Origin of the sequence: Actinomadura sp. NPDC049382, from assembly GCF_040677125.1 — a bacterium.
Taxonomy (GTDB): domain Bacteria; phylum Actinomycetota; class Actinomycetes; order Streptosporangiales; family Streptosporangiaceae; genus Spirillospora; species Spirillospora geliboluensis.
The window spans coordinates 46,697-70,371 of record NZ_JBFARO010000037.1 but is presented as its reverse complement, the minus strand read 5'-3'; the positions used below and the strand labels follow the sequence as shown (position 1 = coordinate 70,371).

Below are 23,675 nucleotides of genomic sequence, written 5' to 3'. Positions count from 1 at the left end.
GCGTGGCTCCCCGCGGGGCCGGCGGTGCCGCCCGAGCTGGCCGGGGACGCCCGCCGCGCGCTCGCCACCCACCCCCGCGCCGTCCGGCTGCCGACCCGGTTCACCGTCGCCGAACTCGGCGCCGACGGCCCGGCCCCGCACGGTCCGTTCCCGCACGGTCTGTCCCTGCATGGTCTCTCCCTGCATGGTCCGTTCTTGCACGGCCCGTTCCTGCACAGCCCGGCCGCCGTGCGCGAGCACCTCGCCGCGTACTTCGACCTCGTCGTGCCGCTGCTGGACGGGCCGTCCCCCGGTGACGTCGCCGCCTACCGGGCGGCGGCGCGGCTGCTGCGCGACGGCACGCGGCGCACCGAGGTCGCCGTCCGCGGCCGCCGCTTCCGGGTGGTCCGCGTCGAGTACGTCGTGCGCCGCGGCCCGGACGGCCCCGAGCCGCCCCGGCCGTCCGAGCGCGACCTGGAGGAACCGGTCACCGGCCGTCTCCCTCGCTGACCGGGAGGCCGCGCTGACCCGGCCCCGCGCTGAACAGGAGGCCGCGCTGAACCGGAGGCCGCGCGGGCCGGGGGAGGAGGGGTAGCGTGGCGGGCGATGAAGGGATTCGCGCGGCGGGAGTTCCAGCTCGTCCTGCTCCGCCGCATGGCCGACTACCAGCCCGGCATGGTCGAGGACGCGATGCGCGCGCTCGGTGCGTCCCGCACCGAGATGCGGGAGGCCAACGCACGCTGGCAGCGCATCCTGCGGTCCCGGACGTTTCCGCGCGGCATGCGCCGCTACGAGGCCGTCCTCGGCCCGCCCGCCGGCACGGCGGAGCGGCGCGTCGGCGACGTCGCCTGCGCGACCGCGTGGTGGCCGCCGCTGCCGCTGTGGCCGGGGCTCCGCTTCGAGATCATGATGGCGCCGGACGGCTCGGTCGTGCAGGAGTGGCTCGTCCGGGACGACGCCGCCCCCGTGCCGCGGCTCGCGGGCGTCGACGACCTCGTCCCCTGGTCGTGCGTGGTGGGGGACGTCGACGCGCGGCTCGGCGCGGTGGCCCACCAGGACGGCGACGCGCCGAGCCGCTGGCACGCCACCATCACGCTGCCGGACGGTGACCGGTATGTCGCCCATTTCGTGTGGGGTCTCCTCCAGACGGTGGTGAGCGTCTGAGACCGCTTTGAGCGATCTTGGCGATTCCGGACAGCGCAGATTGCGCGCCCCTCCCTACGGTGGGGGCATGCGACCTGTCAGAGGCCGGCGATGCCCGAGGTGACCTCCTACGCCCCGGGCTTCCCGACCTGGGCGGAGCTGGCCAGCCCCGACCCGGAGACCTCGAAGCGGTTCTACTGCGACCTGTTCGGGTGGCACTCCTACACGCTGACCGTCGACATCGGCGACTACGAGATCTTCACCCTCGGCGGTGTCCAGGGGCCGGAGGTCGGCGGGATGCAGGCCCTCGCCGACGACACCCTGCCCTCGTCCTGGACGTGCTACTTCCGCAGCGACGACGTCGAGGCGTCGGTGGAGGCCGTGCAGTCGGCGGGCGGCCTGGTCCTGGTGGAGCCGACCGACATCGCCAACCTCGGGCGGATGGCGCTGTGCTCGGACCCGGAGGGCGCCGACTTCGCCTTCTGGTACCCGTACCACCTGCAGGGCGCCGGGGTGCAGGACGAGCCGTCCGCGATGTGCTGGGTGGAGCTGGCGTCCCGCGACGTCGAGCAGGCGCGCCGCTTCTACGGCGAGGTCTTCGGCTGGCGGCCCGTGGACCGCGACTACTACACCGCCGGCTACACCGACTGGAAGATCGGCGACTGGTCCGTCGCGGGCATGGTGCCGATGGGCCAGCACTGGCCGTCCGACTACCCGCCCCACTGGATCCCCTACTACTGGGTGGCCGACTGCGACGAGGCCGCGACCAAGGCCGTCGAGCTGGGCGGCCGGGTGCGGGTGCCGCCGAGCGACATCGAGCTGGGCCGCTTCGCCATCATCACCGACCCGACCGGCGCCCGGCTGGCCTTCATCGCCCCGACCATCCGCGACGTCACCGAGACGCGGACGCGGCCCTGACGCCCCGGCTCCTCAGCCCGCCCCGGCGCCTCAGCCCGCGTCGGGGGCGTGCAGCCGGCCGAGCAGCATCAGCACCAGCTCGTCGATGACCTCGTCGAGGGTGGCGTCGACCCAGCCGGCGCTCCAGTCGTGCAGGAGCCCGTTGATGCTGCCGATGAAGGCGGTCGCGGCGATCCGGTAGTCGCGGTCCGGGATCTCGCCGCGCGCGGCGGCGGCCGCCGCCTCCGCGCAGATGAAGTCGACCCAGCCGGCGCGGCGGGTGAGGCGCTGCCGGTTCAGCCGGGGGCTGACCCCGACGATCTCGACGAAGGCGATCCGGATGCGGGCCCGGTCGGCGGTGACGGCGGCGGCGTAGGCGCGGAAGAGCCGGGCCGTGCGCGCGGCGAGGCCGAGGCCCTCGACGGACGGCAGCGCCTCGACGACCGCGCGCTCGGCGGCGTCGTTGACCTCCAGGTGCAGTTCGGCGAGCAGGTCCTCCAGGGTGCGGAACTCCTCGTAGAACTGGCGGGTGGACAGCCCGGCGGCCTCGCTCAGCGCGGCGACGGTGGTGCCGCGGTAGCCGGGGCCGCGGCCGAACATCTCCAGCCCGGCGTCCAGGAACCGGCGGCGCCGCTCGGCGCGCCGCTCGGCCGCGGACCGGCCGCCGTACCGGCCGGTCGGACTCGCGCGCCTGCCCGCCACGTCGCTCCTCCCCGCCCCTCGGATCGCATTTTCCCCCATCTTGGGTCTTGTGTCGCACATCACCCTGCATTACTGTCCAGTAACCAAGTCGGAACACGGTCGTTTTCAGACCGAGGCACACCCCCGCAGGAGGACGCGATGCCTTCCCGACGTCTCCGCCGACGCACCGCGCTGCTCGGCTGCGCCGTGCTGGCGGCGACCGCGATGACCGGCGCGCCGCCCGCGCAGGCCCGGCCGGCCGGGGCGCCGGCGCTGCGCGACGTGATGGCCGTCGGCAACGGCCAGGGCGGCACCGTCAGCTTCATCGACACCGCCACCTACCGGAACCTCGGCTCCATCAACGTCGTCCCGGACCTGCAAGAGCGCCTCGACTCGATGAACATCGTCGAGCGGATCGGCTACGAGGCCGTCAACGCCGCGCAGGGCTACCGCAAGCTCGTCGACGACATGGCCGTCTCCCCGGACGGCACGACCCTCTACATCTCGCGCGGCGTGCTGTCGGACGCCGTCGCGTTCGACATCGCCACCAAGAAGATGCTGTGGCGGCACAAGACCGAGGGCTTCAAGGCCGACCACGCGGTGCTGTCGGCGGACGGGAGGCAGTTCGTCGTCTCGGCCACCACCGCGAGCAAGGCCGAGGTCATCGACACCGCCACCGGGAAGCTCCTGACGAGCTTCGCCACCGGCGCCTACCCGCACGCGAACGACTACTCGCCCGACGGGACGGTCCTCTACAACTCCAGCATCGGCGTCACCTCGCTGCCGAAGCTGCTGAACGGCCTCAAGGGGTCGAGGGCCGTGACGGCGGTCGACGCGAAGACGTTCAAGCCGCTGCGCACCTACACCTTCGAGTACGGGATCCGCCCGGCGGTGTTCACCCGCGACAACAGGACGATGTACGCGCAGCTGTCCTACCTCAACGGGTTCATCGAGTACGACCTGGCGGCCGGTAAGACCACCCGGACGGTGAACATGCCGTTCAGCGACAAGGCCGCCAAGATGAAGCCGGACGACTACCCGCAGAACTCCGCGCACCACGGCATGGCGATGAACGCCGACGAGTCCAAGCTGTGCGTGGCCGGGACGATCGACGACTACGTCTCCATCGTCTCCCGGCCCGGCCTGACCACGGACGGGACCGTCCACTACGCCACCGACGCGCTGCCGTACTGGACGCAGACCAGCCCCAACGGCCGCGACTGCTTCGTCTCGCTCGCCGAGGACGACCAGATCTCCGTCGTCGACTACCGCACCGCCAAGGAGGTCGCCCGCATCGACGTCGGACGCTTCCCGCAGCGGGAGCGGGCCGCCAAGCTCACCCCGGCCGCCCTCGCCGGCCTGGACCCGGCCAAGGGCTGACCCCCGGCGGGCCCGTCTCCGGGGCCGCCCCCCGGGCCCGCTCCGAGACCGGCCGCCGCGCGCCCCGCCGCCACCCACATCCCGGCGGGCCGCGCGGCGGCCCCATGATTGGGCGCGCGGGCGCGGGGAACCGCCATGCGATGCCGACCGGAGGACTTCGTAGCCGGCTGCTGCCCTTCGCGGGGCGCCGCTACTGGGCGGAGCGGGCGAGGCTGACCGCCAAGGCCGTCGTCGCGGCCGTCGTCGCATGGCTGATCGCCAAGTACCCGGTCGGGCATCCGCAGCCGTACTTCGCGCCGCTGGCCGCGCTGCTCGGGGTGTACCCGTCGGTGGTCCGGTCGGTCCGGGAGAGCGTGGCGTACGGCGCCGGGTTCGTGATCGGCGCCGGGCTCGCGATCCCGGTCGGGCTGCTGCTCGGCCCCACCACGCTCGGCATCGCGGTCGTGCTCGTCCTGGCGATGATGGCCTCCGGGTGGCGGCGGCTCGGCGACCAGTCGTCCCAGGTCGCGTTCACCGCGCTGTTCGCGCTGCTGCTCGGCGGCCACGAGGTCGTCGGCTACACGCTGCCGCGGCTGGGCGACGTCGCGCTCGGGCTGGCGGTGGGCCTGATCGTGAACGCGACGCTCTTCCCGCCGCTGTACCTGCGCCGCGCCGAGTACGCCGTGCGGGAGGTGCGGGACGCGCTCGCCGACGCGCTCGACGCCCTCGCCGGCGAGGCCGCCGAGGAGGAGGGCGGCCGGGCGCGCTGGGACGAGCGCGAGACGCGGCTGGCCAGGGTGCAGGAGGAGGCGCGGTACTCGCTGGAGCAGGGCGAGGAGAGCCTGCGCGCCAACCCGCGCGCGAAGCTGCGCGGCTACCCGCTGCGCTGGCAGGGCCACCGCGACCGGTGGCCGGCGCCGCGCGAGCTGAACATGCTCGACCAGACGGCCGCCTACGCCCGGTCGATCTCCGGGACGCTGCGCCAGCTCGACGGGGACGGCGAGGACGCGGCGGAGCCGGGGCTCGGCGCGAGGTTCCGGCGCGGCTACGCCGACCTGCTGCGCGGCCTCGCCGGGATCGTCTGCGAGCTGCCGGGGACGCCGGAGGAGGAGGCGCTCGCCGCGGTGGAGCGGATCCAGCGCCGCCTGGAGGAACCGCACCTCGGGCCGGGCACGGACGCCCCCGGACTGTGGGACCCGCAGAAGGAGCTCCTGCGGCTGAGCCGGCTGCTGCTGGACGGCCTGCGCGCACCGGGCTAGCTTGTCCGCAGAATTGTTGACAATTTGGGTGACAAGATGAAGAGTGCGACCCATGAGTCCTTCCGCCTCGTCCGGCCCCCTCCTCGTCATCAGCGCCCACGCGGGCGACTTCGTCTGGCGCGCCGCTGGCGCGATCGCGCTGGCCGCGGCGCGCGGCGACCGCGCCAAGGTCGTGTGCCTCAGCTACGGCGAGCGCGGCGAGTCCGCCCGCGCGTGGCGCGAGGGCAAGCGGCTGGAGGAGATCAAGAGGCTCCGCCGGGACGAGGCCGAGGCCGCCGCCGCCGAACTGGGCGCCGAGATCGAGTTCCTGGACGCTGGCGACTACCCGCTCGTGGAGTCGCCGGAGCTGGTCGACCGCCTGGTCCGCGTCTACCGGGACGTCGAGCCGGCCGTCGTCCTGACCCACACCCTCGCCGACCCCTACAACGGCGACCACCCGGCGGCCGCGCGGATGGCGCTGCAGGCGCGCGTGCTCGCGCAGGCGATCGGCTACGACGCGCCGGGGGAGCCGCTCGGGGCGCCGCCGGTGTTCTTCTTCGAACCGCACCAGCCGGAGCAGTGCGACTTCAAGCCGAACGTGCTGCTCGACATCACCTCCGTCTTCGACAGGAAGCGCAAGGCGATGGAGTGCCTGCCCGCGCAGGTCCACATGTGGGACTACTACACCGACCTCGCCAAGCGGCGCGGCGTCCAGCTGAAGCGCAACGCGGGCCCGAACCTCGGGCTGCCGCACGACACCCGCGCCGAGGCGTTCGTCCGGCTGTACCCGCAGACCACGACGGAGCTGGCATGAGGACCGTCGTCGTCACGAACCCGCCGCGCGCCGACGCCGCCGCGGTGGACGCCCTCGCCGGGTACGGCGTCGCGACCGTCCACGAGGCGATGGGCCGCACCGGCTACCTCGGCCCGTCGATCCGGCCGGTGCACCTCGGGTCGCGCGTCGCCGGGACGGCGGTGACCGTCCTCGCGTGGCCGGGCGACAACCTGATGATCCATGTCGCGGTCGAGCAGTGCCGCCCCGGCGACGTGCTGGCGGTCACGACGACCTCGCCGTCCACGGACGGCATGTTCGGCGAGCTGTTCGCGACCGCGCTCCAGCACCGGGGCGTGCGCGGGCTCGTCATCAACGCGGGCGTGCGGGACGTCGCCGACCTGCACGCGATGGGCTTCCCGGTCTGGTCGGCGGCCGTCAGCGCGCAGGGCACGGTGAAGGCCACGCCCGGCGCGGTGAACGTGCCGATCACCATCGGCGGGCAGGTCATCCGGCCGGGCGACGTGCTGCTCGCCGACGACGACGGGGTCGTCCGCGTCGCGCGGGAGTCCGCCGCCGAGGCGGTGCGGGCCGCGCGGGCCCGCGAGGAGAAGGAGGCCGCGACCCGCGCCGCCTTCCAGCAGGGCGAACTCGGCCTCGACCGGTACGGGCTGCGGGCCCGGCTCGCCGGGATGGGCATCGAGTACGTCGACCACGCCGACTACATCGGGCACGGGGACGCATGAGCGGCGTGCGCTGCATGCTGATGCGGGGCGGCACGTCCAAGGGCGCCTACTTCCTCGCCGGGGACCTGCCGTCCGACCCGGCCGAGCGCGACGGCCTGCTGCTGCGCATCATGGGCACCCCCGACCCGCGGCAGATCGACGGCATCGGCGGCGCGCACCCGCTGACCAGCAAGGTCGCGATCGTGTCCCGGTCCGCCGGCCCGGACGCCGACGTCGACTACCTGTTCCTCCAGCTCGGCGTCGAGGAGCCGGCGGTCTCCGACCGGCAGAACTGCGGGAACCTGCTCGCCGGCGTCGGCCCGTTCGCCGTCGAGCGCGGGCTCGTGCCGGCGGGCGGCGACTCGACGCGCGTCCGGATCCGCATGGTCAACTCCGGCGGCGTCGCGACCGCGACGTTCCCGACGCCGGGCGGCGCCGTCGACTACGCCGGCGGCACCGCGATCTCCGGCGTGCCCGGCACGGCGGCGCGGATCGACCTCGACTTCGCCGGGACGGCGGGCTCGGCGTGCGGGGCGCTGCTGCCGACCGGCCGCGTCCGCGACGTGGTCGGCGGCATCGAGGTCACCTGTATCGACAACGGGATGCCGGTCGTGGTCGCCGCCGCCTCCGACCTCGGGGCCACCGGCTACGAGACCGACCTGTCCCACATGCGCGACCGGATCCAGGCGCTGCGGCTCGCGGCGGGCGAGCTGATGGGCCTCGGCGACGTCGCGGCCAGCTCGATCCCGAAGACGACCCTCGTCGCGCCGCCCCGCGACGGCGGGACGATCTGCACCCGCACGTTCATCCCGCTGCGGATGCACGCCTCGATCGGCGTCCTCGGCGCCGTCACCGTCGCCACCGCGCTGCTGCTGGACGGCGCCGTCGGCCGCGACCTCGCCGAGCTCCCGCCGCCCGGCGCCCCCCTGGGCATCGAGCACCTGGCCGGCCGGCTGGACGCGGCGGTCGAGCTCGACGGCACGGCCGTCCGGCGCGCCGCCGTCGTCCGGACCGCGCGCAAACTCTTCGACGGAACCGTCTTCCCCCGGAGTTCCCCATGAGCGTTGAGCACGAGATCGCCCACGTCGCGCACGTCGAGCTGCTCACCCCCGAGCCCGAGAAGAGCCTGTGGTTCTTCACCCGCGTCATGGGCCTCACCGAGGTCGGCGCCGAGGGCGACTCGGTGTACCTGCGGACCTGGGACGACTACGAGCACCACACCCTCAAGCTCACCGCGCACACCACGTCCGGCATCCGGCGGACCGGGCTGCGCGCGTCCTCCCCGGAGGCGCTCGACCGGCGCGTCCGGGCGATCGAGGACGCGGGGCTCGGCATCGGCTGGCGGGACGGCGACCCCGGCCTCGGCCCGGCCTACGTCTTCCGCGACCCCGACGGGCACGAGCTGGAGATCTACTGGGAGTCGGAGTGGTACGAGGCGCCGCCCGAGCTGGCGCCGTCGCTGAAGAACCAGGCGCAGGCGTACCCGGCGATGGGCGTGTGCGTCCGCCGCCTCGACCACGTCAACTTCCTGGCCGCCGACGTCGAGCCCAGCACCGGCTTCGTCCGGGACGTGCTCGGCGCGCACCCGACCGAGCAGATCCGGCTGGACGACGGCACCATCGGCGCGCGGTGGCTGACCTTCACCAACAAGTCCTACGACCTCGTCTACACGCGGGACTGGACGCGCGGCAACGGCCGCCTGCACCACATCGCGTTCGCGACCGACACCCGCGAGGACATCCTCCGCGCCGCCGACATCTTCCTCGACAACGGCGTCTTCATCGAGACCGGGCCGCACAAGCACGCCATCCAGCAGACGTTCTTCCTCTACGTCTACGAGCCGGGCGGCAACCGCGTCGAGCTGTGCAATCCGTGCGCCCGGCTCGTCCTCGCGCCCGACTGGAAGACGATCACCTGGACCGAGGCCGAGCGCGCGAAGGGCCAGGCGTGGGGGCTGAAGACGATCGAGTCGTTCCACACCCACGGCACCCCGCCGGTCGGCTAGGGCACCGCCGGGGTCATCCGGCGAGGCGGCGCAGCAGGTCGCGGCTGGCGGCGGCCATCGCGGGCGGGACGTCCAGCTCCGCCAGCATGGTCGCCGCCGCCTCCATCTCGGCGGCGCGCCGGACGGCGTGCTTGCGGGTGCCGCTGACCAGCCGGTCCACGGTGTGCTCGCCGGCGGCGGTCAGCTCCTCGACGATGTTCGCGCGGAGCCAGTCCTCGCAGCCGGCGGCCCGCGCGGCTTCGAGGGCCTCGACGACCGCCCCGGCGAGGCCCTTGAAGAACACGCTGCGCAGCAGCTTGCGCTCCGCGGCGAGCCCGGCGGGACCGTCCATCACCTGGACATCGGCGCCGAGCGGGCCGAGGACGTCCGCGACCCGGTCGGCGCCGGCGCCGCTGACCAGCAGCGGCGTGCGGAGCCCGCGCCCCGGCACCGGCGCCATGATCGCCACGTCGGCGAACCGGACGCCGCGCTCCCGCGCGACCGCGTCGAGCTCCCGCTTCAGGCCGGGGGAGCCGGTGTTCAGGTCGGCCCAGACGGCGCCGTCACCGACCGCCCCGGCACCGGCCCTGAGCGCGGCGGCGGCGTCGTGCGCGCTGTTGACGCTCAGCACGAGATCGGCCCCGGCCGCGGCGTCCGCCTCGCCCCGGCAGGCCGTCATGCCGTCCGGCGCGGGGACGGCCGGGTCGTAGGCCCGCACGGCCGCGCCCGCCGCGGCGAGGTCGGCCGCGATGGCGCCGCCCGCCTCGCCCAGTCCCAGTACGGCGACGATGGGCATGCCGCTCTCCTCCCTGCCGAGATGTCCCGCACCGGCTACCCTAGATCAGCGACAAAAATGGCGACAATCCGGGAGTGCCGGTGTCCGACGTGGTGAACGGGATCCGCGAGGCGATCCTGAGCGGCCGGTTCGTGCCGAACCAGCGGCTGATCGAGGCGGACCTGTCCGAGGAGTTCGCCGCGAGCCGCGCCGGGGTCCGCGCGGCCCTCGCCGAACTGGCCGGCGAGGGGCTCATCGAGCGCGTGCAGAACCGCGGCGCCCGCGTCCGCGCGGTGTCCCTGGCGGAGGCCGTCGAGATCTCCGAGGTCCGGATGGTGGTCGAGGGCCTGTGCGCCGCGAAGGCCGCCGCGCGCGCCACCGCCGCCGACACCGCCGAGCTGCGGGAGATCGGGGAGGAGATGCGCGCCGCCGTGGCGTCCGGCGACGTGCTCGGCTACTCCCGGCTGAACGAGCTCCTGCACCGCCGCGTCCGCGAGATCGGCGGGCAGCGGACGGCGGCCGGCGTCCTGGAGCGGCTGCGCGCGCAGAACGTCCGGCACCAGTTCCGGCTGGCCGTGCACCCCGGCCGGCCGCAGACCTCGCTGCCGCAGCACCTGGACATCATCGAGGCGATCGCCGCCGGCGACCCGGACGCCGCCGAGCGCGCCGCCCGCGCCCACCTGCGCAGCGTCATCGAGACCCTCCCCGAGGTCGAGCGCGGCACCGGCCCCTGACGGGAAAACCCCTCGCGCCCGCGCGGCCCCGGCGGTTACCGTCGCGGATGCCGCGAAGGACGATCTTGTCCCGCGGCGGTCGTCATCGAGCGAAAAGGAGGATCCCGATGACAACCACCGCCCTTGCCCTCGCCAAGGTCCGCAACATCGGGATCATGGCGCACATCGACGCCGGCAAGACGACGACCGCCGAGCGGATCCTGTTCTTCACCGGCGTCTCCCACCGGATCGGCGAGGTCCACGACGGCGCCGCCGCGCTCGACCACCTCAAGCAGGAGCGCGACCGCGGCATCACGATCACCTCGGCCGCGACGACCTGCCACTGGGACGGCCACACGGTCAACCTCATCGACACGCCGGGCCACGTCGACTTCACCATCGAGGTCGAGCGGTGCCTGCGCGTCCTCGACGGGGCCGTGGCCGTGTTCGACGGCGTCGCGGGCGTCGAGCCGCAGTCGGAGACGGTGTGGCGGCAGGCCGACCGGTACGGCGTGCCGCGCGTCTGCTTCGTCAACAAGCTCGACCGCGCCGGCGCCGGCTACCACCGGTGCGTGGACATGATTCGCGAACGGCTCGGGGCCGTGCCGCTGGCCGTGCAGCTGCCGATCGGGGCCGAGGCCGGGTTCGAGGGCGTCGTCGACCTCGTCGCCATGCGGGCCCACGTCTGGCCCGATGAGCGGCACACGGTCGTGGACGTCCCGTCCGACCTGGCCGAGGACGCGCGGCGGTGGCGGCGCGCGCTCGTCGAGACGGTCGCCGAGCACGACGAGCAGGCCATGGCGCTGTACCTCGACGGCGTCGAGCCGTCCGAGGAGCAGCTCCATGCCGCGATCCGCCGGTTGACGGTCACGTCGGCCGCGACCCCGGTGCTGTGCGGCAGCGCGTTCAAGAACAAGGGCGTCCAGCCCCTGCTGGACGCGGTGGTGCGGTACCTGCCGTCGCCGCTGGACGTCGCGCCGGTCTCCGGCGGGACGCCGGTCTCGGACGAGGCGCCGCTGGCCGCGCTCGCGTTCAAGGTCGTGACCGACCGGCACCTGGGCCGGTTCACCTTCGTCCGGATCTACTCCGGACGCCTGGAGCCGGGGGACGCGGTGCTGAACGGCGCCAAGGGCCGCAAGGAGCGGATCGGCAAGATCTACCGCGTCCACGCGGACAAGCGGGTGGAGATCGGCGCGGCGGGCGCGGGCGACATCGTCGCCGTCATGGGCCTCAAGCAGACCGCCACCGGCGAGACGCTGTGCGACCCCGCGCACCCGGTGGTCCTGGAGTCCATGGACTTCCCGGCCCCGGTCATCGAGGTCGCGATCGAGCCGAGGTCCCGGGGCGAGGTGGAGAGGCTGGGCGCGGCCGTCCACCGGCTGGCGGAGGAGGACCCGTCCCTCCAGGTCCGCGACGAGGACGGGCAGACCGTCATCGGCGGCATGGGGGAGCTCCACCTGGAGGTCCTCGTCGACCGCCTGAAGGAGGAGTTCCATGTCGAGGCCAACGTGGGCCGCCCACGGGTCGCCTACCGCGAGACGATCCGCAGGGCGGTCCCGCGGGTCGACCTGACGCACCGCAAGCAGACGGGAGGCAAGGGCCAGTACGCGAAGGTGCAGATCGCCCTCGAACCCATCGAGGACGGGTACGAGTTCGTCAACCGGATCACCGGCGGGCGGATCCCGAAGGAGTTCGTCCCGTCCGTGGACGCGGGCTGCCAGGAGGCGCTGCGGACCGGCACCGTCGCGGGCTACGCGATGACGGGCGTGCGGGTCGTCCTCACCGACGGCGACTTCCACCCGGTCGACTCGTCCGAGCTCGCCTTCAAGATCGCCGGTTCGCTGGCGGTCCGGGAGGCGCTCCGGCGCGCGTCCCCGGTGCTGCTCGAACCCGTGATGACCGTCGAGGTCACCACGCCCGAGGAGCACCTCGGCGCGGTCATCGGCGACCTCAACGGCCGCCGCGGCCGGGTCGAGGGGACGGGCGAGCGCGGCGGCGCCCGGACCGTCCAGGCTCTCGTCCCGCTGGCGGAGATGTTCGGCTACGTCGGGGACCTGCGCGGCATGACGTCCGGCCGCGGCGTCTTCACCATGCGGTTCGCGGCGCACGCCGAGGTCCCGCCCGCGGCCGCCGCGAAGATCATCGCGGCGGGCTGAACGCGGCGTCCGGCCCCGTCCCGGTCCAGACCGGGGACGGGGCCGGACGCACGTCCGCCGGCGAGGGGGCATGCGGCGGCGATCGGCACTAGTCTCTGCCGGGACGGGACGCCCGGTCCGGGCGCGCGCGAGGAGGAGGCCGCAGTGTTCGAGTCCGTGCTCGTGGCGAACCGCGGGGAGATCGCCGGCCGGATCCTGCGCACCGCGCGGGCGATGGGCCTCAAGGCCATCGCCGTGTACTCCGAGGCCGACGCCGACCTGCCGTTCGTCGCCGAGGCCGACGAGGCCGTCCTCATCGGCCCCGCCGACCCCGCCCGCGGCTACCTCAACGCCGCCGCGATCCTGGAGGCCGCGCACCGCACCAACGCGCGGGCCGTCCACCCGGGCGACGGCGTCCTCGCCGAGAGCGCCTCGTTCGCCCGGCAGGTCGCGGGCCGCGGCATGGTCTGGGTCGGCCCGCCGCCGCTCGCGGTCGCCCGGATGGGCGACAAGATCAACTCCCGGAACCTGATGAAGGAGGCCGGCGTCCCCGTCGCGCCCGGCGCGTGGGAGCCGGTCCCGGACGCCGGCACCGCCGCCGAGGAGGCCGCGCGCGTCGGCTACCCCGTGATGCTCAAGCCCGCCGCGGGCGACGGCGGCATCGGCCTCGCCGTCGCGCACGACGAGCGGTCCGTCCACGCCGCGTACGCGACCGCCCGCGCCGCCGCCGACGGCGTCTTCGGGCACGGCGAGGTCCTGCTGGAGCGGTACGTGCCGGGCGCCCTGCACATCGAGGTGCAGATCCTCGGCCTCGCGGACGGCACGGTGCTCGCGCTCGGCGAGCGCGACTGCTCCGTCCAGCGCCACTTCCAGAAGATCGTCGAGGAGACCCCGTCGCCGGGCCTGACCCCCGAGCTGCGGGCGCGCATGCTGGCGGCGGCCGTCCGCGCGGGGGAGACCGTCGGCTACCAGGGCGCCGGCAGCATCGAGTTCCTCGTCGACCCGGCCGCGCAGGAGTTCTATTTCCTGGAGATGAGCACCCGCCTGCCGTCCGGGCACATCGTGACCGAGATGGTCACCGGCATCGACCTCGTCGAGCAGCAGTTCCGGATCGCCGCCGGCGAGCCGGTCTCGTTCACCGCCGCCGAACCGCGCGGCCACGCGATCGCGTTCCGCGTCCACGCCGAGGACCCGCACCGCTTCCTGCCCGGCTCCGGCGAGATCAAGGTGTGGGAGGAGCCCGTCGGCGACGGCATCCGCATCGACGCCGGCTACGCCGAGGGCAACACCGTCACCCCGCACTACCACCCGCTGATCGCGAAGCTGTCCGTGCACGGCGCCGACCGCGTCCACGCGCTCGCCCTCGCCCGCGCGGCCGTCGACGCCTTCCGCATCGAGGGGCCGCCGACGAACCTGCCGTTCCTGCGCGAGCTGCTCGACCGCCGCGAGTTCGCGGACGGGACCTACGACACCGGGACCGTCGCCCGCATGCGCGCCGGCGGCCCGGCATAGGGTGGGCCCGTGTACTGCGACCGCTGCGGCGAGCCCGCCGCCGAGGGCGACCACGCCGCCTGCCGCGCCGCCCGCGAGATGGAACCGCCCCGCTACTGCGCGCACTGCCGCCGCCGCATGGTCGTCCAGGTGACCCCGCTCGGCTGGACGGCCCGCTGCGCCGCGCACGGCGAGCTGCAGCCTCAGAGCGGCAGCGCGTAGGTCAGCAGGTCGACGCCCGGTACCGGCGACCAGTCGTGCTCCGGGGTGCGGACGAACCCCATCCGCTCGTACATCCGCTGCGCGGCGGTCATGTTGCGCTGCGTCGACAGCCGCAGCCCGCTGAGCCCGGCCGCGCGCGCCCGCTCGACGCAGGCCAGCACCAGGGCGCGCCCCACGCCCGTCCGCCGCGCCGCCTCCCGGACGGCGAGCATCCGGAACTCGGCCTCGCCGGGGCCGGCCAGCTCCGCGTACGGGCTGCCGGGCGGGCAGTACGCCACCGCACCGGCGATCTCGCCCGCGACCTCGGCGACCAGCAGTTCCGACTTGGCCGCCCGGTCGCCCGCGTCCCGCAGCGTCCGCACGTACGACGACTCGGGCGACACCAGCCCGCCGTGCACGTAGACCTCCACGGTCAGCTCGCCGACAAGGCCGTACTCCTCCGGCCGGGCCGGCCGTACCACGACCCGTCCGGCGTCCTCCATGAGCATGCGCATTTCCCCCACTGCCACCGCGGCCGACGAACCGCGCCGAACCAGGGTATTCGGGATGCGCGGCGGCCCTCCGGGCGGGCTTGACGGCGCCGGGCGCCCGCCTGTTGATTGGCGGGGAGCCAATAACACTGGAGGACTGATGCCGGTTCCCCGCTCCATCCTCGGCACACAGGACGTCACCGACCTGGACCTGGAGGTCGTCGCCGGGACCTGGCCGGACGACGTGCGCGGCCACTACGTCGTCAGCACCTCCGACCAGCGGACCCGCCCCCGGCACGCGTTCTTCGGCGACGGGATCGTCGCGCGGATGCCGCTGCGGCCGGGACCGGACGGCCGGTTCCCGTGGCGGGCCCGCGTCATCGGCACGCCGTCGGTACGGCTGCGCGGACGGCGGCCCGACCTGTTCACCGCCGGCCCCGTCGGCACCGACTCGCCATGGGGGTTCGTCAACGCCGCCAACACCGCGCCGCTGCCGTGGGGCGACCGGCTGTTCGCCACCTGGGACGCCGGGCGCCCGGTCGAGGTCGACCCGGTCACGCTGGAGTTCGTCGCCGAGGTCGGCCACCGCGACGACTGGAGGCCCGCGATGGACCACGCCGTCCTGCCGCTCGTCGCCACCACCGCCCACCCCGTCGTCGACCCCGAACGCGGCTGCCTGTGGAGCGTCAGCCGCGACGTGCTGACCGGCGCCGTCTCGGTGATCCGCTACGACGGGACGGGCACCCGCGTCCGGCGCTGGGAGGTCGAGGGCGCGGCGCTGCCGCAGGCCACGCACACCATCACCCAGACCCGCGACTGGCTGGTCCTGGCCGACACCGCGTTCAAGCTGGAGGTCGACGAGATCTTCGGCGGCGACCGGACCGCGCCCAACAACCCGGACGGGCCCGTCCTGCTGATCCGCAAGGACGACCTCACTCCCGGAAGGGCGACCGTGGCCTGCGCGCAGTTCCGGCTCGCGCCCGAGGTCAACCACTTCTACGCCCGCTACGACGACTCCGACGGCGTCCAGGTCGTCATGGAGCACGGCGAAGGCGTCGACATCGGCATGTACCTGCGCGAGGACGACGTCGACGTCCACGGCCGCCCGATCGACCCCGCCCTGCGCGGCATGTACTGCCACGGCATGGCGCCCGCGCTCACCACCGTCATGCAGTTCGACCCCGAGACCGGCCGCGTCCTGGAGCGCGCCCGCGCCCGCGACCCCGAGCGCTGGTGGCAGGCGGAGCTGTCCGCGATCGACTGGAGCATCGAGGGACAGCGCGCCCCGACCCGGCACCACCTCATCTACCTCGGGTTCCACCCGGAGGCGGTGAACCGGCGCGCCCTGCGCAACTACGCGGGCCGGATCGACCCGTCCCTGTTCCCGCCCGAGGAGACACCGGCCGTCCTGGTGAGCCACGACCGCGAGGACCTCAAGGCCCTGTCGGAGTGGACGTTCGCGCTGGACGACTACCCGACGTCGCCGTCCTTCGTCCCGCGCGGGCACGGCGGCAGCCGCTACGCGGGCGCGGACCCCGGCGGCCACGAGGGCTACCTGGTCGTGGCCGTCCACAACGACGACCGGTTCCGCGTCGAGCTGTTCGACGCCGCCGGCGTCGGGCGCGGCCCCGTCGCCGTCCTGGCGCCGCCGCGCGGCACGACGGTGCCGTTCCTGATCCACTCGGCGTGGATGCCGGAGGCCGTCCCGGCGCCCGACGTCGAACGCCTCCGCTTCGCCGACGACCTCGACGAGCGCCTCGACCGGCTCGACCCCGAACTGGCGGCGACCGCGCGCGAGGTCGCCGCCGAACTGGACGGACGCTAAGCCACGTCGCGGCAGGACGACTCGCCGGGCAGCAGGGGCCGCAGGCGGACCGAGTAGGTCTTGCCCTCGCTGCGCCACGCCGTGCCGGGCTTCGCGTCCGGGACCTTCGCGGACGGCGCGAGCGTGCAGACGGCCCCGGCCACCGGCACCCCGTCGCTGAGCGGGTCCAGCGGCCACGTCCGGACGGTGCCGGTCCCGGCCGCCTCGCCCGCGAGGACGGCCGTCTTCGCGGGCCGGTACGGCGCGGGCTTCGCGGCCTGGTCGGACGCGGGCCACCCGGCCGGGTCGAGCCGCTTCAGGAACCGGGCCTCCGGGCCCGCCTGCGACTCCGGCTGGATGACGCGGGTCGTCGCGCCGCCCATGGTCACGACCGTGACCATCGCGTCGGCGATCCGGTCGGAGCCGACCGTGTGCGAGCGGTCGAGACCCGCCGCGCGCGCCTCGTCGAGGAGGCGGCGCAGCGCGTCCGGTTTCAGGCGGTACTCGGTCAGCTCGCTCCCGGCGAGCGCGACCGCGCGTCCGGTCGAGTAGAGCGAGAAGTCGGGAACGCTACCGGGGCCGCCGATGCCGGCGATGCCTCCGGTCTGGCGCCGGCGGAGCACGAGCTGCTCACCGGCGGGGGTGTCCTTGGCGGGGGACGAGGTCGCGGACGTGGTGGGCGCCGGGGGCCCGGCGCTGCCGGACCCTTCGCCGCAGGCGACCGCCGCGCAGGCGGTCAGCGCCGCGCAGGCGAGAGCCGGCACCCAGCGGGAACGTGTGTACGGACCGGCCATGGAGCTTTGACGCGCCCGCGCCGCCCGCCGTTCCGCCCGTTACAAAAACGGCCGCCGAAGACTGTGGGATCCGGCGGGCGTCCCCGATGCGGGCCCGCGCTAGTGTGCCGCCTTGTGAGTGTGCTCGTTGTGACCGGGACCTGTACCGGCGTGGGCAAGACGGTCGTCACCGCGGCGCTGGCCGCGGTCGCCGCCGCCCGCGGCGCGTCGGTCGCCGTCGTCAAGCCGGGCCAGACCGGGGTGGACGGCGCCGGGCCCGGCGACCTCGACGACGTGCGCCGGCTCGCCGCCCTCGACGACGTGCACGAGTTCGCGCGCTTCCCCGACCCGCTGTCCCCGGCCGCCGCGGCCCGCACCGCCGGGCTGCCGCCGGTCCGGCTGGCGGAGGCCGCCGAACGCGTCGGGGAACTCGCCGCCACCCGCCGGCTGGTGCTCGTGGAGGGCGCGGGCGGGCTCCTCGTCCGCTACGACGAGGAGGGCACCACGATCGCCGACTTGGCGCGCTGGCTCGGCGCCGCCGTCGTCGTCGTGGCCCGGCCCGACCTCGGCACGCTCAACCACACGGCGCTCACGCTGGAGGCGATGGCGCACCGCGGGGTGCAGCTCGCCGGCATCGTGATCGGCGCCTGGCCGGACGACCCGGACCTCGCGATGCGCAGCAACATCCGCGACCTGGAGACCATCGCCGCCCGCCCGCTGTCCGGCGCGCTGCCCGCCGGCGCGGGCGCCCTGGACCCGGCGGAGTTCCTGGTGGCCGCGCACCGTGGCCTCGCCCCCTCGTTCGGCGGCGGCTTCGACGCCGCCGCCTTCCGCGACAGCTTCGGCCTCGACAAGGAGAGCACGTGACGGACATCCTCGACACCGCCCGCCGCCAGGTCCTGGAGGAGGGCCGGGGCCTGACCGAACAGCAGGTCCTGGACGTCCTCGCCCTGCCCGACGACCGGCTGGAGGACCTGCTCGCGCTCGCGCACGAGGTCCGGATGCGCTGGTGCGGCCCGGAGGTCGAGGTCGAGGGCATCGTGTCGCTGAAGACCGGCGGCTGCCCCGAGGACTGCCACTTCTGCTCCCAGTCCGGCAAGTTCGAGTCGCCGGTCCGGTCGGTGTGGCTGAACATCCCGGAACTGGTGGCGGCGGCGAAGGAGACCGCGCAGACCGGAGCCACCGAGTTCTGCATCGTCGCCGCCGTCCGCGGCCCGGACGAGCGGCTGATGTCGCAGGTCCGCGAGGGCGTCAAGGCCATCAACGACGCCGTCGAGATCAACATCGCGTGCTCGCTCGGCATGCTCACCCAGGAGCAGGTGGACGAGCTGGCCGCGATGGGCGTCCACCGCTACAACCACAACCTGGAGACGGCCCGCTCCCACTTCCCGAACGTGGTCACCACCCACTCGTGGGAGGAGCGCTGGGACACCCTCCGCATGGTGAAGGCCGCGGGCATGGAGGTGTGCTGCGGCGGCATCGTCGGCATGGGCGAGACCGTCGAGCAGCGCGCCGAGTTCGCCGCCCAGCTCGCCGAGCTCGAACCCGACGAGGTCCCGCTGAACTTCCTGGCGCCCCGCCCCGGCACCCCGTTCGCCGACCTCCCGCTGGTCGAGGGCACCGAGGCACTGAAGACCATCGCCGCGTTCCGGCTGGCCCTGCCCCGCACGATCCTCCGCTACGCCGGCGGCCGCGAACTCACCCTCGGCGACCTCGGCACCCGCGAGGGCATGCTCGGCGGCATCAACGCCATCATCGTCGGCAACTACCTGACCACCCTCGGCCGCCCCGCCCAGAAGGACCTGGACCTGCTCACCGACCTCCAGATGCCCATCAAGGCCCTCAGCCAGACCCTGTAGGGACTCACTGGTCCCAGGGCTTCCATTCAGAAGTGTCGATGGAGATGTCGAACGGTTCGGGAAGGTGGATCGCCTCGCCGAACGCCCAGGACTCCTGGTGCAGGTAGGCGCCCAGTGCCTGGTCCGGAATGGAGTAGAGGATGGAGCGCGCGACCTTCGGAGAGCGGTCTACCAGCAGGTAGTAGGGGATCTCGGCTCTGGCGTAGCCGTTCCCCTTGTTGTCGCCGTGTCCCCGCCCGGTGGGCTGCTGGTCATTCGCCGCGTTGCTGTGGGAAGTGACCTCGACCACCAGTTCGACCTGGTCGGGGACCAGCGTCCGCACCTGGGAGCGGCGCGCGGCCAGGTACACCTCTTCGTCCAGGATCATCAGGTCGGGGACGAACCCGTCCCCCACGCCGACGAGGGGCATCCCGCTTCCCTGGTCGGTCCTCCAGCCGAAGTCGGGCCGGAGCACGTGGGCCCGGACCGTTGCGTAGTTGATGTCCCCTGCGATGGCGTTGTGCGGGAGCCCTGGGGGCGGGGACACGACGACTTCTCCTCCGATGATCTCGATCCGGGATCCTTCGGGGGCGTCAACGTGGTCGTCGAGTTCGCCGCGCACCCACAGGTTGTAGGGCGTATCGGGCAGTCTCGACACTTCTTCCTTTGACAGGATTTTCACGCTTCGTGCTCCCTCCCTCACGTTCTGCTCCCGTTCATCGTAGAGAAGAGCCATGCCCAACGTAGTCGGATCATTCGAACTCGTGGTCGAAGACCTCGGGGTAGGGGGGCGGGGGTCAGCGGCTGAGGCGGGTGATGAACTTGTAGCGGTCGCCCCGGTAGAGGGACTGGGCCCATTCGACCGGCTGGCCCGTCGTGTCGAAGGCGTGCCGGGAGAGCAGGAGCATGGGGAGGCCGACGTCGACGCCGAGGAGCTGGGCGTCGTGGGGGGTGGCGAGGACGGTCTCGATCGTCTCCTCCGCCTCCGTCAGGTGGACGTCGTAGGCGGTGGCGAGCGTCTCGTACAGGGAGTGGTGGCGCGACAGCTCGCGGCGCAGGCCGGGGAAGCGGCGGGCCGGCAGGTGCGAGGTGTCGATCGACATCGGCTCGCCGTCGGCCAGGCGGAGGCGGTGGATGCGCAGGACGCGGCCGCCGGGGCGGATGCACAGCAGGGACGCCAGGCTCTCGTCGGCGCTGACGTACCCGGCCTCCAGGATGCGGGTCTCGGGGCGCAGCCCGTGGTGCCGCATGTCCTCGGTGTAGCTGACGAGCTGGAGCTCCTGCGCGACTTTCGGCTTGGCGACGAAGGTGCCCTTGCCCTGGATGCGCTGGAGGCGGCCCTCGACGACGAGCTCGGCGAGGGCCTGCCGGACGGTGGTGCGGGACGTCTCGTACTTCTCGGCGAGGGTGCGCTCGGGCGGCAGCGGGCTACCGGCCGGGAGCGACTGGATCAGCTCGACCAGCAGCTCTTTGAGCTTGTAGTACTTGGGGATCCGCGGCGCCTGGTTCGGGTGCCGCTGGCCGATGCCGGCGAGCGAGGCACGGTCGAAGCCGTGCTCGAACCCGCCCCCGTGCCGGGGCCCGCCCCTGACCTCCGTCACGGCATCTCCTCACGTTCATCATGGGTTCTCCCCGATGTTATGCGTGAAGACTACGACCGGTAGAAGACGCGACCTCCGCCAGGGCCTCGCCGAGGCGTGTGAGGTCCGACTCGTCCAGGGTGGCGCGGGCGGTCAGGCGCAGGCACGCGCGGCCCTTCGGGACCGACGGCGGGCGGAAGCAGCCGGCGCGGAGCCCATGCTCAGCGCAGATCTCGGCGGCCCGGAGCGCGGTGTGCGGCTCGCCGAGGAAGACCGGGACGACGGCGGCGGCCGGGGCGGTGGTCTCCAGGCCGGAACCGGCCGCGAGGTTTGCGATCCGCCGGGCCCGGTCACGGGCGCGGGCGGGCAGGCCGGGGTCGGATTCCAGCACGTCGAGGGCGGCGAGGGCGGCGCCGGCGGCGGGCGGGTTCAGGCCGGTGTCGAAGATGAACGACCGGCCCGTGTCGACCAGCGTCTCGATCACCTCGGGCGCGCCGAGGACGGCGCCGCCCTGGGCCGCGAGCGACTTCGACAGCGTGAGGGTGAGGACGACGTCGGGCTCGCCCGCGAGCCCGGCGGCGTGCGCGGCGCCCCGGCCGCCGGCGCCGACGACGCCGAGCGCGTGCGCCTCGTCGACCACCAGCAGCGCGCCGTGCGCGCGGGCGGCGGCGTGCAGCGCGCCGAGCGGCGCGAGGTCGCCGTCCACGGAGAACACCGCGTCGGTGACCACGAGCGCGTCGTCCTCCTCGCGGTCGGCGAGGGCCCGCTCGACGGCGGCGGCGTCGCGGTGCGGGACGATCGCGACGCGGGCGCGCGACAGCCGGCACGCGTCCACGATCGAGGCGTGGTTGGCCTGGTCGGACACGACGAGCGTGCCGGGCCCGGCGAGGGCGGTGACGGCGCCGAGGTTGGCGAGGAAGCCGGAGGAGAACACGAGGCCGGCGGCGCTGCCGGTGAACGCGGCGAGCCGCCGGTCCAGCTCGGCGTGCAGCGCGGTCGTCCCGGTGACCAGCCGGGACCCGGTGGCGCCGGTGCCCCACGCGCGGGCGGCGGCGCAGGCGCCCTCGACCAGCCGGGGGTCGCCGGCGAGCCCGAGGTAGTCGTTGGACGCGAGGTCGACGGGCCCGCCGGCCGGCCCGTCCGGGCGGGGGCGCAGCGTCCGGCGCAGCCCCGCCTCGGCGCGGCGCGCGGCGGCGTCCCGGAGCCTGGCCAGGGGGTCTCGTACCGCGGTCATGCGGGGAATCCTGCCAGGTCGCGCGGGGGCCGGGGCAACCGCCCGGGCACCAAGAACGATGGGCGATGATGGTCGGGTGCCTACCTTGACCGATCTGGTCCGTGATCATACCGATCTCACCGAGACCGACCTGGAATGGCTGCACGCGCTCGTGTCGGACTGGCAGCTGCTCGCCGACCTCTCGTTCGCGGACCTGCTGCTGTGGGTGCCGCTGCGGTCGGCGGACGCGCTGCCCGCGGAGGCCGGCTCGCGCGGGGGCCGCGGCCGGCGCGGCCGGATGGACACCGGCGCCGCCGTCCCCGGCTGGGTGGCGATCGCGCAGATGCGCCCGACGACCGGCCCCACCGCCTACCCCGAGGACCTCGTCGGCAAGGTCGTCCGGACGGGGCGGCGCGGGCTGATCGACGTGGCGTGGCGGGAGCGCAGGATCGTCCGGGAGGGCGACCCGGAGTGGGGCAGCGGCATCCCCGTCCGGGAGGAGTCGATCCCGGTGCGGCGCGGCGCCAAGATCCTCGGGGTGATCCAGCGCAGCACGAACCTCAGTTCGGCGCGGACCCCGTCCCGGCTGGAGCTGACCTACCTGCAGAGCGCCAGCGACCTCGCGACGATGATCGCCGAGGGCCGGTTCCCGGTGCCGGGCGAGGAGCCGAACATGGTCCGCTCGCCGCGCGTCGGCGACGGGCTGATGCGGCTGGACCGGTCGGGCAAGGTCACCTACGCCAGCCCGAACGCGCAGTCGGCGTACCGGCGGCTCGGCTTCCCGGCCGACCTGGTCGGCGAGGCGCTCGGCCAGATCACCGCGGACCTGTGCGACACCGGCGAGCCGATGGAGGAGGCGCTGAGCGTGGTGCTGTCCGGGCGGGCGCCGCGCGAGGTCGAGGTCGAGTCACGCGGGTCGATCATGCAGCTGCGGACGATCCCGCTGGTCGTCGGCGGCACCCGGATCGGCGCGATCGTGCTGTGCCGGGACGTCACCGAGCTGCGGTGGCGGGACCGGGAGCTGATGACCAAGGACGCCACCATCCGGGAGATCCACCACCGGGTGAAGAACAACCTGCAGACGGTCGCGGCGCTGCTGCGGCTCCAGGCGCGGCGGCTGCGGATCCCGGAGGGGCGGGCGGCGCTGGACGAGGCGGTCCGGCGGGTCGGGTCCATAGCCATCGTGCACGAGACCCTGTCGCACACCCCGGACGAGCTGATCGACTTCGACGACATCGCGGACCGCGTGATCACGATGGCGGGGGAGGTGTCGACGCCGGAGACGAAGGTGACCCCGAAGCGGTCCGGCAGCTTCGGCGTGCTGCCCGCCGAGATCGCGACGCCGCTGGCGATGGCGCTGACCGAGCTGCTGCAGAACGCCCTGGAGCACGGCCTCGCCAACCGGTTCGGGACGCTGGAGGTCGTCGCGCGCCGCTACGGCGAGGGCGAGCAGCGCCGCGAGCCGGGCGGGGTGGAGGTCTGGGGGGAGTGGCCGGTGCCGGGCGCGCACGAGCCGCGCGCCCCGCACGAGCGCGCCCCGCACGAGGAGGAGCCTGCGGAGGGGGCCGGGCGGCGGCTGGTGACGGTCGTCGCGGACGACGGCGTCGGGCTGCCCGCGGACTTCGACGTGGAGAGCACCACCAGCCTGGGCCTGCAGATCGTCCGCACGCTGATCGTGGGCGAGCTGGGCGGGCGGCTGGACTTCCGCCCCCGCGCGGGCGGGGGCACCGAGGTGGTGGTGGACGTACCGCTGGACCACGTCCACCGGAGGTTCTGACAGGTTCCGGCACCCGGGGGTTCCGGCCGGGGCGGCGCCACGTGCTCTCTTGCCGGGAGCTTCGAGGCGGTGGCGCCGCGTCGCCGGGGAACGGGGAGGGGCGGTG

24 protein-coding genes are annotated in these 23,675 nt (G+C 74.2%); 17 read left to right on the top strand and 7 right to left on the bottom strand.

The window, feature by feature from the left end; genetic code table 11:
• The 3 genes from AB0K34_RS22760 to AB0K34_RS22750 all read left to right on the top strand — a co-directional run.
• The coding region (locus AB0K34_RS22760; RefSeq protein ID WP_364550663.1) for a DUF5954 family protein at positions 1-489 on the top strand (489 nt) is incomplete at its 5' end.
• Between the two features lie 96 nt (positions 490-585).
• Entirely contained in the window at positions 586-1,143 is a 558-nt protein-coding gene (locus tag AB0K34_RS22755) for a hypothetical protein (protein WP_364550661.1), read from the top strand.
• Positions 1,144-1,233: 90 nt separating this feature from the next.
• Positions 1,234-2,040 (top strand): VOC family protein, encoded by an 807-nt coding sequence (locus AB0K34_RS22750; protein ID WP_138633068.1) that lies wholly within the window; start codon positions 1,234-1,236, stop codon positions 2,038-2,040.
• 30 nt (positions 2,041-2,070) lie between these two features.
• Here AB0K34_RS22750 and AB0K34_RS22745 read toward each other — a convergent pair whose 3' ends face one another.
• A complete protein-coding gene (locus tag AB0K34_RS22745; protein WP_364550659.1) occupies positions 2,071-2,721 on the bottom strand; it encodes a TetR/AcrR family transcriptional regulator in 651 nt (216 codons plus the stop codon).
• Between the two features lie 138 nt (positions 2,722-2,859).
• Between AB0K34_RS22745 and AB0K34_RS22740 the strand changes: the two genes are divergently transcribed.
• The 6 genes from AB0K34_RS22740 to AB0K34_RS22715 all read left to right on the top strand — a co-directional run bounded on the left by AB0K34_RS22740 (position 2,860) and on the right by AB0K34_RS22715 (position 8,799).
• A complete protein-coding gene (locus tag AB0K34_RS22740) occupies positions 2,860-4,080 on the top strand; it encodes a YncE family protein (protein ID WP_364550657.1) in 1,221 nt (406 codons plus the stop codon).
• 140 nt (positions 4,081-4,220) lie between these two features.
• A complete protein-coding gene (locus AB0K34_RS22735; protein ID WP_301174152.1) occupies positions 4,221-5,318 on the top strand; it encodes an FUSC family protein in 1,098 nt (365 codons plus the stop codon).
• A gap of 52 nt (positions 5,319-5,370) precedes the next feature.
• Entirely contained in the window at positions 5,371-6,111 is a 741-nt protein-coding gene (locus AB0K34_RS22730; protein ID WP_364550655.1) for a PIG-L deacetylase family protein, read from the top strand.
• Entirely contained in the window at positions 6,108-6,815 is a 708-nt protein-coding gene (locus AB0K34_RS22725; protein WP_364550653.1) for a 4-carboxy-4-hydroxy-2-oxoadipate aldolase/oxaloacetate decarboxylase, read from the top strand. Before AB0K34_RS22730 ends, AB0K34_RS22725 begins: the two co-directional genes overlap by 4 nt.
• On the top strand, positions 6,812-7,855 hold the full coding sequence (locus tag AB0K34_RS22720; RefSeq protein ID WP_364550651.1) for a 4-oxalomesaconate tautomerase: 1,044 nt from the start codon (positions 6,812-6,814) through the stop codon (positions 7,853-7,855). Before AB0K34_RS22725 ends, AB0K34_RS22720 begins: the two co-directional genes overlap by 4 nt.
• Complete coding sequence (locus AB0K34_RS22715; protein ID WP_364550649.1) at positions 7,852-8,799, top strand: catechol 2,3-dioxygenase; 948 nt, start codon at positions 7,852-7,854, stop codon at positions 8,797-8,799. The genes AB0K34_RS22720 and AB0K34_RS22715 overlap by 4 nt, the downstream gene beginning before the upstream one ends.
• Positions 8,800-8,812: 13 nt before the next feature.
• On the opposite strand, the gene AB0K34_RS22710 is transcribed toward AB0K34_RS22715, so the two are convergent.
• Complete coding sequence (locus AB0K34_RS22710; protein ID WP_138639001.1) at positions 8,813-9,574, bottom strand: NAD(P)-dependent oxidoreductase; 762 nt, start codon at positions 9,572-9,574, stop codon at positions 8,813-8,815.
• Between the two features lie 80 nt (positions 9,575-9,654).
• Between AB0K34_RS22710 and AB0K34_RS22705 the strand changes: the two genes are divergently transcribed.
• The 4 genes from AB0K34_RS22705 to AB0K34_RS22690 all read left to right on the top strand — a co-directional run bounded on the left by AB0K34_RS22705 (position 9,655) and on the right by AB0K34_RS22690 (position 14,114).
• Positions 9,655-10,287, top strand: coding sequence for a GntR family transcriptional regulator (locus AB0K34_RS22705; RefSeq protein ID WP_240808175.1), 633 nt, complete (start codon positions 9,655-9,657; stop codon positions 10,285-10,287).
• A 107-nt stretch (positions 10,288-10,394) separates the two neighbouring features.
• Complete coding sequence (gene fusA / locus AB0K34_RS22700; protein ID WP_138639002.1) at positions 10,395-12,422, top strand: elongation factor G; 2,028 nt, start codon at positions 10,395-10,397, stop codon at positions 12,420-12,422.
• A gap of 144 nt (positions 12,423-12,566) precedes the next feature.
• A complete protein-coding gene (locus tag AB0K34_RS22695) occupies positions 12,567-13,913 on the top strand; it encodes a biotin carboxylase N-terminal domain-containing protein (protein WP_364550646.1) in 1,347 nt (448 codons plus the stop codon).
• 9 nt (positions 13,914-13,922) lie between these two features.
• Positions 13,923-14,114, top strand: coding sequence for a hypothetical protein (locus AB0K34_RS22690; protein WP_138639004.1), 192 nt, complete (start codon positions 13,923-13,925; stop codon positions 14,112-14,114).
• On the opposite strand, the gene AB0K34_RS22685 is transcribed toward AB0K34_RS22690, so the two are convergent.
• On the bottom strand, positions 14,096-14,602 hold the full coding sequence (locus AB0K34_RS22685) for a GNAT family N-acetyltransferase (protein ID WP_240808177.1): 507 nt from the start codon (positions 14,600-14,602) through the stop codon (positions 14,096-14,098). The genes AB0K34_RS22690 and AB0K34_RS22685 overlap by 19 nt on opposite strands.
• Before the next feature lie 142 nt (positions 14,603-14,744).
• Between AB0K34_RS22685 and AB0K34_RS22680 the strand changes: the two genes are divergently transcribed.
• A complete protein-coding gene (locus AB0K34_RS22680; protein ID WP_364550643.1) occupies positions 14,745-16,409 on the top strand; it encodes a carotenoid oxygenase family protein in 1,665 nt (554 codons plus the stop codon).
• Here AB0K34_RS22680 and AB0K34_RS22675 read toward each other — a convergent pair.
• The gene (locus AB0K34_RS22675; RefSeq protein WP_364550641.1) at positions 16,406-17,152 is read right to left on the bottom strand and encodes a hypothetical protein; all 747 of its coding nucleotides are present in this window, start codon (positions 17,150-17,152) and stop codon (positions 16,406-16,408) included. The genes AB0K34_RS22680 and AB0K34_RS22675 overlap by 4 nt on opposite strands.
• Positions 17,153-17,302: 150 nt before the next feature.
• Between AB0K34_RS22675 and bioD the strand changes: the two genes are divergently transcribed.
• Together bioD and bioB are read left to right on the top strand one after the other, a co-directional pair.
• Positions 17,303-18,028 (top strand): dethiobiotin synthase, encoded by a 726-nt coding sequence (gene bioD, locus AB0K34_RS22670; RefSeq protein WP_364550666.1) that lies wholly within the window; start codon positions 17,303-17,305, stop codon positions 18,026-18,028.
• Positions 18,025-19,020, top strand: coding sequence for a biotin synthase BioB (gene bioB / locus AB0K34_RS22665; RefSeq protein ID WP_301174142.1), 996 nt, complete (start codon positions 18,025-18,027; stop codon positions 19,018-19,020). The genes bioD and bioB overlap by 4 nt, the downstream gene beginning before the upstream one ends.
• Before the next feature lie 4 nt (positions 19,021-19,024).
• Here the strand turns inward: bioB and AB0K34_RS22660 are convergent, their stop codons facing one another.
• The 3 genes from AB0K34_RS22660 to AB0K34_RS22650 form a co-directional block, all read right to left on the bottom strand.
• Entirely contained in the window at positions 19,025-19,657 is a 633-nt protein-coding gene (locus AB0K34_RS22660) for a Uma2 family endonuclease (protein ID WP_364550639.1), read from the bottom strand.
• Between the two features lie 139 nt (positions 19,658-19,796).
• A complete protein-coding gene (locus tag AB0K34_RS22655) occupies positions 19,797-20,525 on the bottom strand; it encodes a GntR family transcriptional regulator (RefSeq protein ID WP_089326354.1) in 729 nt (242 codons plus the stop codon).
• A 112-nt stretch (positions 20,526-20,637) separates the two neighbouring features.
• Entirely contained in the window at positions 20,638-21,813 is a 1,176-nt protein-coding gene (locus AB0K34_RS22650) for an 8-amino-7-oxononanoate synthase (RefSeq protein ID WP_364550637.1), read from the bottom strand.
• Between the two features lie 76 nt (positions 21,814-21,889).
• Here AB0K34_RS22650 and AB0K34_RS22645 point away from each other — a divergent pair, with 76 nt between their 5' ends.
• Entirely contained in the window at positions 21,890-23,569 is a 1,680-nt protein-coding gene (locus AB0K34_RS22645; protein WP_364550635.1) for a histidine kinase N-terminal domain-containing protein, read from the top strand.
• Positions 23,570-23,675 lie beyond the last annotated feature (106 nt).

Coding starts and splice junctions, on each gene's coding strand:
- AB0K34_RS22755 (WP_364550661.1), top strand. CDS start 586: ATGAAGGGATTCGCGCGGCGGGAGTTCCAGCTCGTCCTGCTCCGCCGC.
- AB0K34_RS22750 (WP_138633068.1), top strand. CDS start 1,234: ATGCCCGAGGTGACCTCCTACGCCCCGGGCTTCCCGACCTGGGCGGAG.
- AB0K34_RS22740 (WP_364550657.1), top strand. CDS start 2,860: ATGCCTTCCCGACGTCTCCGCCGACGCACCGCGCTGCTCGGCTGCGCC.
- AB0K34_RS22735 (WP_301174152.1), top strand. CDS start 4,221: ATGCCGACCGGAGGACTTCGTAGCCGGCTGCTGCCCTTCGCGGGGCGC.
- AB0K34_RS22730 (WP_364550655.1), top strand. CDS start 5,371: ATGAGTCCTTCCGCCTCGTCCGGCCCCCTCCTCGTCATCAGCGCCCAC.
- AB0K34_RS22725 (WP_364550653.1), top strand. CDS start 6,108: ATGAGGACCGTCGTCGTCACGAACCCGCCGCGCGCCGACGCCGCCGCG.
- AB0K34_RS22720 (WP_364550651.1), top strand. CDS start 6,812: ATGAGCGGCGTGCGCTGCATGCTGATGCGGGGCGGCACGTCCAAGGGC.
- AB0K34_RS22715 (WP_364550649.1), top strand. CDS start 7,852: ATGAGCGTTGAGCACGAGATCGCCCACGTCGCGCACGTCGAGCTGCTC.
- AB0K34_RS22710 (WP_138639001.1), bottom strand. CDS start 9,574: ATGCCCATCGTCGCCGTACTGGGACTGGGCGAGGCGGGCGGCGCCATC.
- fusA (WP_138639002.1), top strand. CDS start 10,395: ATGACAACCACCGCCCTTGCCCTCGCCAAGGTCCGCAACATCGGGATC.
- AB0K34_RS22685 (WP_240808177.1), bottom strand. CDS start 14,602: ATGCTCATGGAGGACGCCGGACGGGTCGTGGTACGGCCGGCCCGGCCG.
- AB0K34_RS22680 (WP_364550643.1), top strand. CDS start 14,745: ATGCCGGTTCCCCGCTCCATCCTCGGCACACAGGACGTCACCGACCTG.
- AB0K34_RS22650 (WP_364550637.1), bottom strand. CDS start 21,813: ATGACCGCGGTACGAGACCCCCTGGCCAGGCTCCGGGACGCCGCCGCG.